The organism is Mycobacterium europaeum (assembly GCF_034555895.2).
Taxonomy (GTDB): Bacteria; Actinomycetota; Actinomycetes; order Mycobacteriales; family Mycobacteriaceae; genus Mycobacterium; species Mycobacterium europaeum.
Map to the genome: position 1 here is coordinate 2,349,207 of NZ_CP157315.1, position 16,079 is coordinate 2,365,285.

8 protein-coding genes are annotated in these 16,079 nt (G+C 72.4%); 5 read left to right on the forward strand and 3 right to left on the reverse strand.

The genetic code is table 11. From position 1 onward, the window contains the following. Position 1: 1 nt before the first annotated feature. From U8D42_RS10535 to U8D42_RS10555, 5 genes are all read left to right on the forward strand, one after another. A complete protein-coding gene (locus tag U8D42_RS10535; RefSeq protein ID WP_322861114.1) occupies positions 2–1,018 on the forward strand; it encodes an SDR family oxidoreductase in 1,017 nt (338 codons plus the stop codon). Further along, positions 1,015–2,121, forward strand: coding sequence for an enolase C-terminal domain-like protein (locus tag U8D42_RS10540; protein WP_322861113.1), 1,107 nt, complete (start codon positions 1,015–1,017; stop codon positions 2,119–2,121). Before U8D42_RS10535 ends, U8D42_RS10540 begins: the two co-directional genes overlap by 4 nt. Before the next feature lie 75 nt (positions 2,122–2,196). Next, positions 2,197–2,928: a PAS and ANTAR domain-containing protein gene (locus tag U8D42_RS10545; RefSeq protein WP_431523841.1), complete on the forward strand. Its 732-nt coding sequence runs from the start codon at positions 2,197–2,199 to the stop codon at positions 2,926–2,928. A 19-nt stretch (positions 2,929–2,947) separates the two neighbouring features. After that, positions 2,948–4,729, forward strand: coding sequence for an ABC-F family ATP-binding cassette domain-containing protein (locus U8D42_RS10550; RefSeq protein ID WP_322861112.1), 1,782 nt, complete (start codon positions 2,948–2,950; stop codon positions 4,727–4,729). Positions 4,730–4,736: 7 nt separating this feature from the next. Further along, positions 4,737–5,489, forward strand: coding sequence for an SGNH/GDSL hydrolase family protein (locus tag U8D42_RS10555; protein WP_322861111.1), 753 nt, complete (start codon positions 4,737–4,739; stop codon positions 5,487–5,489). Between the two features lie 4 nt (positions 5,490–5,493). Here the strand turns inward: U8D42_RS10555 and U8D42_RS10560 are convergent, their stop codons facing one another. From U8D42_RS10560 to U8D42_RS10570, 3 genes are all read right to left on the reverse strand, one after another. Further along, positions 5,494–6,555, reverse strand: coding sequence for a type III polyketide synthase (locus U8D42_RS10560; protein WP_322861110.1), 1,062 nt, complete (start codon positions 6,553–6,555; stop codon positions 5,494–5,496). A 124-nt stretch (positions 6,556–6,679) separates the two neighbouring features. Next, positions 6,680–9,742, reverse strand: a complete 3,063-nt coding sequence (locus tag U8D42_RS10565; protein ID WP_322861109.1) for a type I polyketide synthase — start codon at positions 9,740–9,742, stop codon at positions 6,680–6,682. Between the two features lies 1 nt (position 9,743). Then, positions 9,744–16,076 (reverse strand): SDR family NAD(P)-dependent oxidoreductase, encoded by a 6,333-nt coding sequence (locus tag U8D42_RS10570; RefSeq protein WP_431523867.1) that lies wholly within the window; start codon positions 16,074–16,076, stop codon positions 9,744–9,746. Between the last annotated feature and the right edge of the window lie 3 nt (positions 16,077–16,079).

The following is a 16,079-nucleotide window of genomic DNA, read 5'->3' on the forward strand; positions in this document are numbered from 1 at the left end:
GATGACACCGACCCCACAAACAGTTGTGATCACCGGGGCGAGCGCCGGCATCGGCCGCGCCACCGCCCAGCTGTTCGGTCAGCGCGGGGCGAACGTCGCCCTGCTCGCCCGCGGATCCGCGGGCCTCGAGGGCGCCGCCCGCGACGTCGAAGCCGGTGGCGGCAAGGCGCTGACCATTCCCACCGACGTGGCCGACCACGCGGCCGTCGTCGCCGCCGCCGACGAGACCGAGGCCGCCTTCGGCCCCATCGACGTCTGGGTCAACGTCGCGTTCACCTCCGTGTTCGCGCCGTTCCACGAGATCAGCGCCGAGGAGTTCAGACGCGTGACCGAGGTGTCCTACCTCGGGTACGTGCACGGCACCATGGCGGCGCTGGCCAAGATGCGGCCGCGCGACCGCGGCACCATCGTGCAGGTCGGTTCCGCGCTCAGCCAGCGATCCATCCCGCTGCAGTCGGCGTACTGCGGCGCCAAGCACGCCATCAACGGCTTCACCGAATCGGTGCGCTGCGAACTGTTGCACGAGCACTCGAAGGTGCGGGTCACCGTGGCCCAGATGCCGGCGGTGAACACCCCGCAGTTCTCCTGGGTGCTGTCCCGGCTGCCGCGCCATCCCCAACCGGTGCCGCCGATCTATCAGCCCGAGGTCGCCGCCCGCGGCGTCCTCTATGCCGCCGATCATCCCGGGCGCAAACAATATTGGGTCGGGGACAGCACCGCGGTGACGCTGCTGGCGCAGAAGTTCATCGCACCGCTGCTGGACCGCTACCTGGGCCGCACCGGTTACGACTCGCAGCAGACCGAGGAGCCGGTCAGCGCCGGTCGCCCGCACAACCTGTGGCAGCCGCTCGACGAGGAGCCGGGCAGCGACCACGGCGCCCACGGCGGGTTCGACGACAAATCCCACGCGCTGAGCCCGCAACTGTGGGCGTCGCAGCACGCGATGCTCAGCGGAGCCGGCGCGCTCGGCGCGGCGGGACTGGGCGGCTGGCTCGCCGCGCGCCGGTGGGCCCGATGAGCGTCGACGCACGCATCGACGACGTCACCGCCCAGGCCTACGAAATCCCCACCGACGCACCCGAGGCCGACGGCACCCTGCCGTGGTCGTCGACCACGCTGGTGCTGGCCGAGGTTGCCGCGGACGGGCGGCGCGGGATCGGCTACACCTACGCCGACGGCGCGTGCGCGGACCTGATCAACGGTCCGCTGGCCGGCACCCTCACCGGACACGGCGCCCTGGACATCACCGGCCGGTGGCAGGCGATGGTTCGGGCGATGCGCAACAACGGGCGGCCGGGGCTGGTGTCGTGCGCCATCTCGGCGGTCGACACCGCCCTGTGGGACCTCAAGGGCAAGCTGCTGGACCTGCCGGTGTGCCGGCTGCTCGGCATGGCGCACGACGCGGTCCCGATCTACGGCAGCGGCGGGTTCACCACCTACGACGAGCGTCAGACTCGCGCCCAGCTCGAACGCTGGGTGGACGAGTGGAAGATCCCGCGCGTCAAGATCAAGATCGGCGAGTCGTGGGGATCCGACGAGCGCCGCGACCTCGATCGAATCGCGCTGTCCCGCAGGGTGATCGGGCCGGACGTCGAGCTCTATGTCGACGCCAACGGCGCCTACCGCCGCAAGCAGGCGATCCGGGTGGCCCACGCCATGGCCGACCACGACGTCACCTGGTTCGAAGAGCCCGTCTCGTCCGACGACCTGGACGGGTTGCGGGAAGTCCGCGACCAGGTGCCCCCCGACGTCGCGGCCGGCGAATACGGCTATGACCTGGCCTACTTCAACCGGATGCTCGCCGCCGGGGCGGTCGACTGCCTGCAAATCGACGTCACCCGCTGCGGCGGCATCACCGACTGGCTGCGGGCCGCCGCCGTGGCCGCCGCCCACAACGTCGACGTGTCCGGGCACTGCGCCCCCAACCTGCACGCCCACGTGGCGAGCACCATCCCCAACCTGCGCCACCTGGAGTACTTCCACGATCACCACCGCATCGAGCACATGGTGTTCGACGGCGCGCTGTCCCCCGAGGGCGGCGCGCTGCGGCCGGATCTCCGCCGGCCGGGGCTGGGCCTCGAATTCAAACGCGCTGACGCGGAGCCGTATCGGAAAGCCTGATCCATGAATGGACTCGCGCAAAAATGGGCATTGATATGCGGAGGACATAGTTGCGGATCTGAAGGACAGCGACCGATGACCGTGAACTCCGAGGACGAAGCAGTGCGGGGGCGCGACGGGAACCGCCCCGATGACGACGCGGCGACCACCGCGTGCGAGGCGTTCATGTCCGACGCCGTCGACCAACAAGACCTCAACGCGGTCGACCTGGTCCTGGGCCTGGGCGAGCCGCAGAACGTCGGCCGGTTCCGGTTCTTCCTCGACGGCCACCGCTGGGAGTGGTCGGCCGCGGTCGCCCGGATGCACGGTTACCGGCCCGGCCAGGTGCAGCCCACCACGGAACTGCTGCTCAAGCACAAGCACCCCGACGACCGCGAACGCGTCGACGCCGTCCTGGACCGGGTGATGCGGGGCAAGCCGTTCAGCAGCCGCCACCGCATCATCGACACCGGCGGGCGCACGCACTGCGTCGTCGTCGCGGGCGACCGGATGCTCGACGACGACGACGGCAGCATGATCGGAGCGTCGGGCTTCTACGTCGACGTCACCGACTCGCTGCAGACCGACATCAACAACGTGCTGTCGGCGGTGGCCGACGCCCGCGCCCGGATCGAACAGGCCAAGGGCGTGCTGATGGCCGCCTACGGCATCTCCGCGGAGCGGGCGTTCGACATCCTGGTGTGGCGCTCCCAGGAGACCAACCTGAAACTGCGCGACCTCGCCGGCCGCTTCCTGGACGCCCTTGCCAGCGAGGCGTCGGCGGAGACCCAGAGCCAAATCGACCGGGCGCTGCTGACCCTCCAGTAGCGGCAGTAGGGTCGGGCCGGTGGCGCACCTATTGGGGGCCGAGGCCATCCGCCTCGAATACCCGACCCAGCTGGTCTTCGAATCGGTCACGTTGGGCGTGAACGACGGCGCGCGCATCGGCATCGTCGGGCGCAACGGCGACGGCAAGTCGAGCCTGCTCCGGCTGCTGACGGGCCAGCTGCAACCCGACTCCGGCCGCGTGACCCGCCGCAGCGGCCTGCGGGTCGGCGCGCTCAGCCAGGCGGACACCCTGAAACCGGACCGCACGGTGGGCTGGACGCTGGTGGGCGAGGCGGCCGAACACCAGTGGGCCGGCGACGCGCGGGTCCGCGACGTGGTCGCCGGCCTGGTGTCCGACATCGCCTGGGACGCAACGATAGCCACGCTCAGCGGTGGCCAGCGCCGCCGGGTCCAGCTGGCGGAGTTGCTGGTCGGCGAGTGGGACGTCATCGCCCTCGACGAACCGACCAACCATCTGGACATCGAGGGCATCACCTGGCTGGCCGAGCACCTCAAACAGCGCTGGGCGCGCAACACCGGCGGGCTGTTGCTGGTGACGCACGACCGCTGGTTCCTCGACGAGGTCGCCACCACGACGTGGGAGGTGCACGACGGCATCGTGGAGCCGTTCGAGGGCGGCTACGCGGCGTACGTGCTGCAGCGCGTCGAGCGCGACCGGATGGCCGCCGCCACCGAGGCCAAGCGGCAGAACCTGATGCGCAAGGAGCTGGCGTGGCTGCGTCGCGGCGCACCGGCCCGCACCTCGAAGCCCAAGTTCCGCATCGAGGCGGCCAACCAGCTGATCGCCGACGTGCCGCCGCTGCGCAACACCGTCGAGCTGGCCAAGCTGGCGACGGCCAGGCTCGGCAAGGACGTCATCGACCTGCTCGACGTGTCGGTCGCGTTTGGCGGCCACCCGGTGCTGCGCGACATCGAGTGGCGGATCGCCCCGGGGGAACGCACCGGCATCGTCGGGGCCAACGGCGCCGGCAAGTCGACGCTGCTGGGGCTGATCGCCGGAACCGTCAAGCCGGACACCGGGCGGGTCAAGCGCGGCAAGACCGTGCGGCTGGCCGTGCTGGACCAGCAGGGCGACGCCCTGGCCGGGCTCACCGACGACCGGATCGCCGACGTGCTGGGCGGGTTGCGCGGCGGGTACGAGGTCGAGGGCCGGGAGGTGACGCCGGCGCAGCTGCTCGAGCGGCTCGGCTTCGGCGGGCGCAGGTCTCAGGGCCAGCTGTCCGCCCGGATCGGCGAACTCTCCGGCGGGCAACGGCGGCGGCTGCAGCTGATGCTCACGCTGCTGTCCGAGCCCAACGTGCTGCTGCTGGACGAGCCCACCAACGACGTCGACACCGACATGCTGACCGCGATGGAGGACCTGCTCGACTCGTGGGCGGGCACCCTGATCGTCGTCTCGCACGACCGCTACCTGCTCGAGCGGGTCACCGACCAGCAGTACGCCATTCTCGACGGCCGGTTGCGCCACCTGCCCGGCGGCATCGACGAGTACCTGCGGCTGGCCGCGCCGAAGGCCGGCGCCGGCGCCCAGCCGGCACGACCCGAGACGGCGGGGATGTCGGGAGCCGAACGGCGGGCCGCGGAAAAGGAGCTGGCCGGCCTCGACCGCCGGCTCGCGCGCCTGGCCGACCAGATCGCCGACAAGCACCGCGAGCTGGCCGAGCACGACCAGGCCGACCATGTCGGCATCGCGCGGCTGACCGCGGAGTTGCGTGCCCTGGACGACGAGGTCGCCTCGACGGAGGGCCGGTGGCTGGAGCTGTCGGAGATCCTCGAATAATGCGAGTGTGACTTCCGGCCCCACCGAAACCGTGGCCTGCGTCGGCTCCAGCACCACCGCGTCCAAGGGAACCTACCGCTGGATCGAAGAACTGCAGAATCGGCTGCGCAACAAGCGATTCCGGTTCGTGAACTTCGGCGTGGGCGGCGACCTGTCCTTCCACACGATCCGGCGGCTGCGCCGCGTGACCGCCATCCGGCCCGACCGGGTGATCGTCCTGATCGGCACCAACGACATGCTGGCCGGCGTCTTCCCCAACTTCCGCCGGGTGGTGCGAGTGTGGAAGGGGCTGCCCGCCGAGCCGACCGCGCGGCGGTTCGAAGAGAACCTCGAACTCATCACGCGCCGGTTGCGGCTGGAGACCGACGCCAGGATCGCGCTGAGTTCCCTCGCGCCCGTGGGGGAAGACCCGCAGTCGACGCACGCCGTCCAGGCTCGCCTGAACGACGAGTGCGCCGCCTACAACGACGCGATCCGGGCGGTGGCGGCGCGGGAGGGCACGGACTACATCGCCTTCTTCGAAGCGTTCCAGGACCAATTGGTCCGCGCGCAGACCGCCAAGCCGTTCACCCGGTTCTCGTTCCGGTCGTTCTACCGCGACTATCTGATCCGGGAGGCGGTGCTGCGCCGCAGCTTCGATGACATCTCACGGATGAACGGATGGGAGTTTCACATCGACGGCATCCACCTGAACACCCGCGGCGGCCGCATCCTCACCGAGGCCGTTCAAGGCTTCCTGGACTCGCCGGCGGCGGGCTGACCGGCTAGCGCCAGCGCAACAGCACGAGCTCGGAGCTGAACCCCGGGCCCATCGCGAGCATCAGCCCGGGGCCTCCGCCGGGCGGCGGCTTGGCGATGGTGTCACGCAGGATGTGCAGCACCGAGGCCGACGACAAGTTCGCGATCTCACCCAGCGAGCGCCAGGTCAGCTCGAGGGCGTCGGGCGGCAGCTCGAGGCTGTTGGCGATCGCGTTGATGACCTTGGGGCCGCCGGGATGCGCCACCCAGGCGCCGATGTCGTCCTTGGTCAGGCCGTGGGCGCCCAGGAATCGGCTGACGTCGCCGGCCAGGTAGCGGTCGATGAAGTCGGTCAGCTCCGGGGACATCACCAGGTGCAGCCCGGCCGGGCTGACGTTCCAGGCCATGACGTGCAGCGAATCCCGATACAGGCGGCTGCGGGAGTCGACGATGTCGGGCCCGCCGGGGTTCGACCGGTCGGCGCGACGGTCGCCGACGGCGACCACTGCGGCGGCCCCGTCGCCGAACATGGCGGTGCCGACCAGGCCCGACACCGTGGGCTTGACCGCAGGGAAGGTGAGCGAACACAGCTCGACCGAGACCAGGGCCGCGACGCCGTCCGGCGCCCCGCGCAGATAGTCGTGCAGCCGGCCCACGCCGGCCGCCCCGGCCGCGCAGCCCAGCCCGAACAGCGGCACCCGGCGCACGTCCGGGCGCAGCCCGAGCCGCCCGGCGATCCGCGCGTCGAGCGACGGCACCGCCACGCCGGTCACCGTGGTGGTGGCGATCATGTCGATGTCCTGGGGTCGCAGACCGGCCTCGTCGAGCGCGCCCAGCAGCGCCTGGCAGCCGAGCTCGACGGCGTGCTCGATGAAGATCTCGTTGGCCTCACCGAAATCGGTGAGCGACGGGTAGCGCTCCAGCGGCAGGACGAGGTGGCGGCTGTTGACCTTGGCGGCGGCGTGCAGCCGCCGGACGACCGCCTCGTGCTCCTTGAGGGCGGGCAATTCGACGAGCTGGTCGGTGATTTCGGCCTGGCTGTAGCGATGCGGCGGCAATACTGCGAACACACCCGCAATGACGCTCATGCCCAACCCTCTTGCTTGCATCCCAGCTCGAATGGGACTTTCACCGATCCCCGAAGCTTATGCGGTTCGCGACATCCCGGCAAAAGTTTGACGTATTCGACGTGTGTGTCATTGCTTTGGGGTTTCATCGTCCGTCGCTCTCGTCGTCACCCGCGTTGAGCGCCATCGCGATCAACGCGTCGGGGGTCAGGGAATCGATCTCATCGCCGGTGATCACCGGTTCGGCGGCAACGCTTTCCGGTCCGCCGGCGAGCAGCAGGAGCTTGTCGAGCAATCCGGTCCTGCGGAGCTCGGCGACGGGGATGCTGCGCAGCGACGACCACAGCTTGTCCTCGTCGGATCGGTCGTCCTCCCCGCGGAACAGTTGCTGCCGCAGGTGATCGGCCAGCGCCGCGGGGGTGGGATAGTCGAAGATCAGGGTCCGCGACAGAGCCAGGCCGGTCGCCGTCGTCAGCCGGTTGCGCAGTTCGACGCCGGTCATCGAATCGAACCCGAGGTCGGCGAAGGCGCGGTCGCGGTCGATGGCACTGCCGTCCGGGTGTCCCGAGACGGCGGCGACGTGCTCGCAGACCAGTTCGACCAGCCCCCTCTGCCGGTCCGCGGGCGCCAGGGCGTGCAACCGCTCGGCCAGGTCCGGCGACTGGCTCGCCTTGGCGGGCACCGCATCCCGCGCATCCCCCAGCCAGAATCGTTGCCGCGCAAAGCCGTACGTCGGCAGGTCAACCCGGCGGGTCCCGGGGGCGGCCAGCACGACCGGCCAGCGTACGTCCACACCGGCGGTGAACAGCCGGCCGGCCGCGTACAGCAGCGACCCGACCTCGGGACCGTCCTTGGGCATGGTCACCGCCGAGATCGGCCGCTGGGTGGTCAGCGACTGGTCCACCGCCGGGCTCAACCCACCGCCCGGGCCCATCTCGGCGAACGCCGTCACCCCCAGAGCCTCGGCGGCGCGCACGCCGTCGAGGAACCGCACCGGCCGGCGCACATGCTCGACCCAGTATCGCGCGGATCCGTACCCGGGGCCGGCGGGCTCGCCGGACACGTTGGAGATCAGGCAGATTCGGGGCTGGCGCGGTTGGATGCCGGAGATCCGATGCGCGAACTCGTCGAGCATCGGTTCCATCAACGGCGAATGAAAGGCATGCGAGACCGCCAATCGGTGCGTCCGATGGCCGGTGTCCGCCAGGCGGTCCGCCACCGCACCCACCGCGGCGCGCTCACCGGACAGCACCACCGCGTTCGGAGCGTTGACCGCCGCGATGCTGACGTCCGCGCCCAGCATCGGGGTCACCTCCGCCTCGCCGGCGTCCACCGCCACCATCACCCCGCCCGCCGGCAGCCGGGCCATCAATTCTCCGCGCGCCGCCACGATGCGCGCCGCGTCGTCCAGCGACAACGCCCCCGCCACACACGCCGCCGCGATCTCCCCCACCGAGTGGCCCAGCACCACATCGGGTACCACACCCCAGGACCGCCACAGCGCGGCCAGGGCGACCTCGAGCACGAACAACGCCGGCTGGGCGAATCCGGTGTCCCGCAACGACTCCGCGTCGTCGCCCCACATCACCTCGCGCAACGGCACCCGCAGGTGGGCGTCCATCGCCGCGGCGGCCTCGTCGAACGCGCGGGCGAACGCCGGAAATCGGTGATGCAGCCGGCGACCCATCCCGGGCCATTGCGAACCCTGGCCCGGGAACACGAAGGCCGTCTTGGCCGCCGGCCCGGCGTGGCCGACCACCAGCCCCGGGGCCGCCTCGCCGGCCGCCACGCCGGCCAGGTCGCGGGTCAGCGCCTCGCGATCGCGGCCCACCAGCACCGCCCGATGGTCGAACACCGAACGCGTGGTCACCAACGACCACGCCACGTCGGGCGCGGTCAGCTCCGAGTCGGCCACCCACGCCGCGAGCCGCCGCGCCTGGTTGGCCAGGGCCTGCGCGGAGCGCGCCGAGAGCACCCACGCAACCGGCCCGTCGGGCGCGTCGGCGGGTGTATCCGGTTGCGCGGGAGCCTCTTCCACGACGACGTGCGCGTTCGTGCCGCCCATGCCGAACGACGACACCCCGGCGCGGCGCGGACGCTCGGCCGCCGGCCACGGCAGGGCGTCGGTGTTGACCCGCAGCCCCAGGCGATCGAGCTCGGGGTCGGGGCCGGCGTGGTTGAGGCTCGGCGGAATCACCGAATGCCGCACGGCCAGCACGGCCTTGAGCAGGCCCGCGATGCCCGCGGCGGCCCCGGCGTGCCCGATGTTGGTCTTCACCGAGCCCACGTTCACCGGGCGCCCGCGCCCGCCGAACACCTCACCCAGCGCCTGCGCCTCCGCCGCGTCGCCGACCTTCGTGCCGGTGCCGTGCGCCTCGACATAGTCGATGTCGCCGCCGCCCAGACCGGCGGCGGCAAGCGCGCGGCGGATCACGTCGGCCTCGGCGGAGACCGAGGGCACCGTCTGACCCGCGGCGCTGTGCCCCGCATTGCCCACGGCGCTGCCCCGGATCACCGCGTGGATGCGGTCCCCGTCCCGCAGGGCCGCCGGCAACGGCTTGAGCAGCACCAGTCCGCCGCCCTCGCCACGGACGTAGCCGTCCGCGCGCCGATCGAACGCGTAGGTGTGACCCGAGGTCGACAGCGCGCCGAATTCGCGCTCCAACATTGCCGTTTCGTCGGCCAGGTTGAGGTGGACGCCGCCGGCGAGCGCCAGCGCCGACTCGCCCGAACGCAGGCTCTCGCACGCGAGGTGCACGGCGGTCAGCGACGACGATTGCCCGGAGTCGACGGTCATGCTGGGCCCGCGCAACCCCAGGGCATAGGACACCCTGTTGGCGATCATCCCCCGGCTGATGCCGGCGAACGAGTGGTGGTCGAGGTTGTCGGCCAGGTCGCGCAGCGTGAGGACCGCGTAGTCGTCGGCCATCGCCCCGACGTACACCGCAACCGACTCGCCTCGCACGGTTTCCGCCACCACGAACGCGTCTTCGAAGGCCTCCCAGGCCAATTCGAGGGCCAGCCGCTGGCGGGGATCCATCGCGCCCGCCTCACGCGGGGAGAGATGGAAGAAATCGGCGTCGAACTCCGCAATGTCGCCGGGCAGTCGCGCCGCCTCCCGCCCGTCGCGGAGCACACCCCAGAGGTCGCGCGGGTTCTCCGCGCCGGGAAATCGGCACGCGAGACCGATGATCGCGACGTCGGTCACGCTAAGGGCCCATCTCGTCGTCGAGGATGGCGAAGAGCTGGCTCTCGGTGGCGGTGGCGATGTCGTCGTCGAACGGGTCGTCGGGATGTTCGGGGTACGGCACGGGCGCGGGACCGGTCAGGCCGGTCAGCAGGCCCTCCAGCCGGGCGGCGAGCTGCGCTTTGTCGCCGGGGCTCCAGTCGGATTGGCCGAGCAGCGCCTGCATCTCGCGGAGCACGTCGTCGAAGCGGGCCATGCGATCCGGCGGCTCGCCGTTCGTCCCGGTGGACAGCTGCGCGTCGAGATGCTCGGCCAGCGCCGCCGGCGTCGGGTGATCGAAGATCAGCGTGGGCGAAAGGGTCAGTCCGGTCGCTATTTTGAGCCTGTTGCGCAGTTCCACGGCGGTCAGCGAGTCGAAGCCCAGATCGGCGAAGGCCTGCTCGGCGTCGACGTCGGCGGTGCTGTGACCCAACACGGTGGCGGCGTTGCCGCACACCAGCTCCACCAGCTCGCGGCGCCGCTGCTCGGGGGCCAGGCCGTCCAGCCGCGCCCGCAGGCCCGTCAACGACACCATGTCGGTCGGGTCGAGGACGCGCCGGGCCGGCCGAGATGCCAACTGGCTCAACAGCGGCGGCAGCGCGGCGCCGGCGTGCGCCAGCGCGGCGGTGTCGAGCCGGGTGGCCACCACGACGGGGGGCTCGGCCAGCAGCGCGGTGTCGAGCAGGTCGAGCGCCTGGCGGGTGGACAGCGGGGCGAGCCCGGCTCGGCCCATCCGGGCCCTGTCGCGGTCGCCGAGGTGCTGGGTCATGGCCGACGCCTGCTCCCACATCCCCCAGGCGATGGACAGGCCGGGCAACCGGTGGGCCCGGCGGTAGGCCGCCAGGCCGTCGAGGAAGCTGTTGGCCGCCGCGTAGTTGCCCTGGCCCGGCGCGCCGACGATCCCCGCCATCGACGAAAACACCACGAACGCCGCCAGATCCAGGCCCCGGGTCAGCTCATGCAGGTGCCACGCGCCGTCGACCTTGGACCGCAACACCGTGTCGATGCGCTCCGGGGTCAGCGACGCGATCACCGCGTCGTCCAGCACGCCGGCGGCATGGAATACCCCGCGCAGCGGCAGCTGCGCGGGCACCTGTGCCAGCACCCCCGCCACGGCGTCGCGATCGGCGACGTCGCAGGCCACCACCGACACCCGGGCCCCGGCGTCGCGCAGCTCGGCGACCAGCCCGGACATCCCGTCGGCCCGCTCGCCGCTGCGGCTGACCAACATCACGTGCGGCACCCGGTGGCGGTCGACCAGGTGACGAGCCACCGCCGCGCCCGCCATGCCCGTCCCGCCGGTGATCAGCACGGTGCCACCGCCCAGCCCGGCGGGCCCGTCGGGCATGGTGAGCACGACCTTGCCGATGTGGCGGGCCTGGCTGACGAACCGGTAGGCGTCCGCGGCGCGCCGCACGTCAAACACCTTGACCGGCAACGGCTTCAGCGTCCCGTCGGCGAACAATCGCATCAGCTCGGCCAGCATCTCGGCGATGCGGTCCGGTCCGGCCTCCATCAGGTCGAACGCGCGGTATCGGACGCCGGTGAGGGCCTCCGGGTCGCGCAGGTCCGTCTTGCCCATCTCGATGAAGCGCCCACCGGGGACCAGCAGCCGTAGCGAGGCATCGGTGAACTCGCCGGCGAGCGAGTTGAGCACCACGTCCATCCCGGCGCCGCCCGTCGCGACGGAGAACTCGCCCTCGAACTCCAGCGTCCGCGAATCCGCGATGTGTTCCTCGTCGAGACCCATGGCGCGCAGGGTGTCCCACTTGCCGCGGCTGGCGGTGGCGAAAACCTCGGCGCCCCAGTGCCGGGCCAGCTGCACGGCGGCCATGCCGACCCCGCCGGCTCCGGCGTGCACCAGCACCCGCTCGCCGGCCCGCAGGCCGCCCAGGACCGACAACCCGTAGTACGCCGTGAGGAACACCACCGGCACGCCCGCGGCGTCGGTGAACGACCAGCCGGGCGGCACCCGCGTCACCAGCCGCCGATCGACGGCGGCCTCCGACCCCGTCAGGCCCAGGATCCCCATGACCGGGTCGCCGACGGCCACATCGGTGATGCCGGGCCCGATCTCGGTCACCACCCCGGCGCCCTCGGCGCCCAGCTGCGCCGCGCCCGGGTACATGCCCAGGGCCACCAACACGTCGCGGAAGTTCACCCCGGCCGCCGCCACCGCCACCCGCACCTGACCGGCGGCCAGTTCGGCCGGCGGGGCGGACTGCACCGCCAGGTCCTCCAGCGTGCCGGCGTCGCCGGCGGCCAGCCGCCAGACCGACGGTGGCTCGGGCAACTGCAACACCGGCTGCGCCTTGAGCGGCTTGAGCCGGGCGCCGTAGGCGACGCCCTCGCGTACCACCAATTGCGGCTCGCCGCAGCCGATCACGGACCCGAGGTCGAGCGACCCGTCGGAGTCGACCAGCACCACCTGGCCCGGCTGCTCGGCCTGCGCCGACCGCACCAGCCCCCACACCGCCGCGCCGGCCAGATCCGACACGTCCTCGCCGGGCAGCGCGACCGCCCCGCGGGTCAGCACCACCAGCGGCGGGGCGCCCTCGGCCCGGGACTGCAACTCCCGCAGCGCCTCATGGGTGGCGCTGTACACCGACCCGACTACCCCCGCAGCGTCCACCGGCAGCCGCCACACCTCGGGTTCCGCCCCGAAGCCGTTGTCCGGCAACGTGATCGGGGACCACACGGCCTCCAGCAGTTCACCGCCGCCGGATCGCGCCGCCACGGCCGCCGACAGCTGCGCGGCCGAGACCGGACGCGTCACCAGCTCGCGCACCGACAGCACCGGCACGCCCGACGAATCGGCCAGTTCGACCGAGACGGCGCCCTCGCCCGCCGGGGCCAGCCGCACCCGGACCCGCGACGCCCCGGCCGCATGCAGGCACACGCCTTGCCACGAGAACGGCAGGACGGTTTGGCCCCGCTCGCCGGCGACCCCCAGGGCATGCAGGGCGGCGTCCAGCACCACCGGGTGAATCCCGAAGCCGCCCACCGTCACCCCGGCCTGCTGCGGGGCCTCCACCTCGGCGAAGGTCTCGGCGCCCCGGCGCCACACCCTGCGCAGCCCGCGGAAGGCCGGGCCGTACCCGTAGCCGCGCGCCGCCAGATCGTCGTAGGCGCCGGTCACGTCGACCGCGGTCGCCCCGATGGGCGGCCACACCGACAGGTCCGGCTCCGGTGCGGGTGTGCCTTCGCTCAACACGCCCTGGGCGTGCAGCGTCCACTCCGCGCCGGCCTGCGAATACACCGCGACGGCCCGGGATCCGGTGTCGCCGGCCGCGTCGACCACCACCTGCACGCGCACCGCGCCGGCGGCCGGCAGCGGCAACGGGGCCGACAGCGTGAGCTCCTCGATCACCGGGCAGCCGACCTCGTCGCCGGCCCGCAGCGTCAGCTCCACGAACCCGGCGCCGGGGAACAACACCGTCCCGGTCACCGCGTGATCGGCCAGCCACGGCTGGGCCGCGGTCGAGAGCCGGCCCGTCAGCACCACGCCGCCCGAATCGGGGCGCTGCACCACCGCGCCCAACAGGGCGTGCTCGGCCGGGACCAGGCCCAGGCCGGCGGTGTCCCGGGCACCCACCGACTCGGTCGATAACCAAAACCTGCGCCGCGCAAAGGCGTACGTCGGCAGGTCGACCCGGCCGGCAGCCAGGCCGGCGAACGCCGCGGCCCAGCCGACGTCGGCGCCGGAGGCGAACAACCGCCCGGCCGCCAGCAGCACCGAATCGACCTCGGGGCGGTCCTTGGGCATCGACACCGCCGACACGGCCGGCTCGGCCGCCAAGGACTCCTCCACCGCGGCCGTCAGCGCCGCGCCCGGTCCCACCTCCAGGAACGCGCCGGCGCCCAGCGCTTCGGCGCACCGCACGCCGTCGACGAACCGCACCGGCCGGCGCACGTGCTCGACCCAATAGTCGGCGGACCCGTACCCGGGCCCGGCCAGTTGCCCGGTCACGTTGGACACCAAGTCGATTCGCGGCGCGCGGGGCGACACCGCGGCCACCACCGCGGAGAACTCCGCGATCATGGGCTCCATCAGCGGCGAGTGGAAGGCGTGCGAGACGGCCAGTTGCCGCACCCGCCGCCCGCGGTCGGCCAGCCGATCCGCCACGGCCGTCACCGCGGCCCGGTCGCCCGACAGCACCACCGCGTCCGGGCCGTTGACCGCCGCGATGCTCACGCCACCGTTCAGCAGCGGCGCGACCTCGGCCTCGGCGGCGGTCACCGCCACCATCACCCCGCCGTCCGGCAGTGCCGCCATCAGCCGGCCACGGGCCGCCACCACCCGCGCCGCGTCCTGCAGCGAGAGCACCCCGGCCACGCAGGCCGCGGCGATCTCGCCGACCGAGTGGCCGATCACCACATCGGGTGCCACACCCCAGGACCGCCACAGCGCCGCCAGGGCGACCTCCAGCGCGAACAACGCCGGCTGGGCGAACTCCGTGCTCTGCAACAATTCCGGGTCGCCGCCCCACATCACGTCGCGCAGCGGCAGCCGCGCGTGGGCGTCCACCGCCGCCACCGCCTCGTCGAACGCCTCGGCGAACACCGGGAAGCGTCGATAAAGTTCGCGTCCCATCCCGAGCCGCTGCGCGCCCTGACCGGGAAAGACGAACACCCGCTTACCGACCGCGCGGGTGCGCCCGACCGCCACACCCGCGCCGGGCTCCCCGGACGCCACGCCCGCGAGCCCCGCCAGCAGCGTCTCGCGGTCGGCGCCCACCAGCACCGCGCGGTGCTCCAGGGCCGCCCGGGTGGTGGCCAGTGACCAGCCCACGTCCACCGGGCGCAGCCCCGGCTCGGCGTCCAGGTGGGCCGACAGCCGCGCGGCCTGCGCCGCCAGCGCGTCGGCCGACCGGGCCGAGAGCACCCACGCCACCGCCGCTTCGGGCGAATCACCTTGCGCCACAACGACGTCTGGCTCCGCGGGGGGCTGCTCGACGATCACGTGGGCGTTGGTTCCGCTAATCCCGAACGACGACACGCCCGCCAGGCGCCGGCCGTCGCGCGCCGGCCACGGCCGGGGCTCGGTCAACAGCGACACCGCGCCCGCCGACCAGTCCACATGCGGCGACGGCACATCCACGTGCAGCGTCCTGGGCATCACCCCGTGCCGCATGGCCTGCACCATCTTGATCACCCCGGCCACCCCGGCCGCGGCAGAAGTGTGACCGATGTTGGATTTGATCGAGCCCAGCCACAGCGGCCGGTCCGCCGGCCGGTCCTGCCCGTACGTCGCCAACAGGGCCTGGGCCTCGATGGGGTCGCCCAACACCGTGCCCGTGCCGTGGCCTTCGACCACGTCGACGTCCGCGGCGGTCAACCCGGCGTTGGCCAGCGCGGTGCGGATCACCCGCTGCTGGGACGGCCCGTTGGGCGCGGTCAGACCGTTGGAGGCGCCGTCCTGGTTCACCGCCGAGCCGGCCAGCACCGCGAGCACCGGATGCCCCAGCCGCCGCGCGTCGGCCAGTCGCTCCAGCACCAGGACGCCCCCGCCCTCCGACCACGACGTGCCGTCCGCGGCGCCGGCGTACACCTTGCACCGGCCGTCCGGCGCCAGCGCCCGCTGCCGGCTGAACTCGACGAACGCGGCGGGCGTGGCCATCACCGTGACGCCGCCGGCCAGCGCCAGATCGCACTCCCCCGACCGCAGCGACTGCGCGGCCAGGTGCATCGCCACCAACGACGACGAACACGCCGTGTCCACCGACACCGCGGGGCCTTCCAGACCCAACACGTAGGACACCCGGCCCGAGGCCACGCTCAGGGTCGAACCGGTCAGCCCGTAGCCCTCCAGCTCGCCCTTCACCTCGCCGCCGTAACCGGCGTGGATGACACCGGCGAACACTCCGGTCGCCGAGCCGCGCAGCGCGAGCGGGTCAATCCCCGCCCGCTCCAACGCTTCCCACGACATCTCCAGCATCAACCGCTGCTGAGGATCCATCGCCAGGGCCTCGCTGGGGCCGACCCCGAAGAAGCCGGCGTCGAAGTCGGCCGCGTCGCGCAGGAAGCTGCCCTGCCGGGTGTACATCTTGCCCGCGGCGTCGGGATCCGGGTCGTAGAGCCCCTCGACATCCCAGCCCCGGTCCGCCGGAAAGTCCGACACCGTGTCGCGGCCCTCATCGACCAACTGCCACAGGGCTTCCGGCGAATCGACCCCGCCCGCGTAGCGGCACGCCATGCCGACCACCGCGATCGGTTCGGACAGCTTGCCTTCCAGTTCCGCGACGCGTCGGCGCGCCCGCCTGAGATCCGCCGTCAGGCGCTTCAGGTAGTCGACGTGCTGCGAGGTGTCCGGCATCGT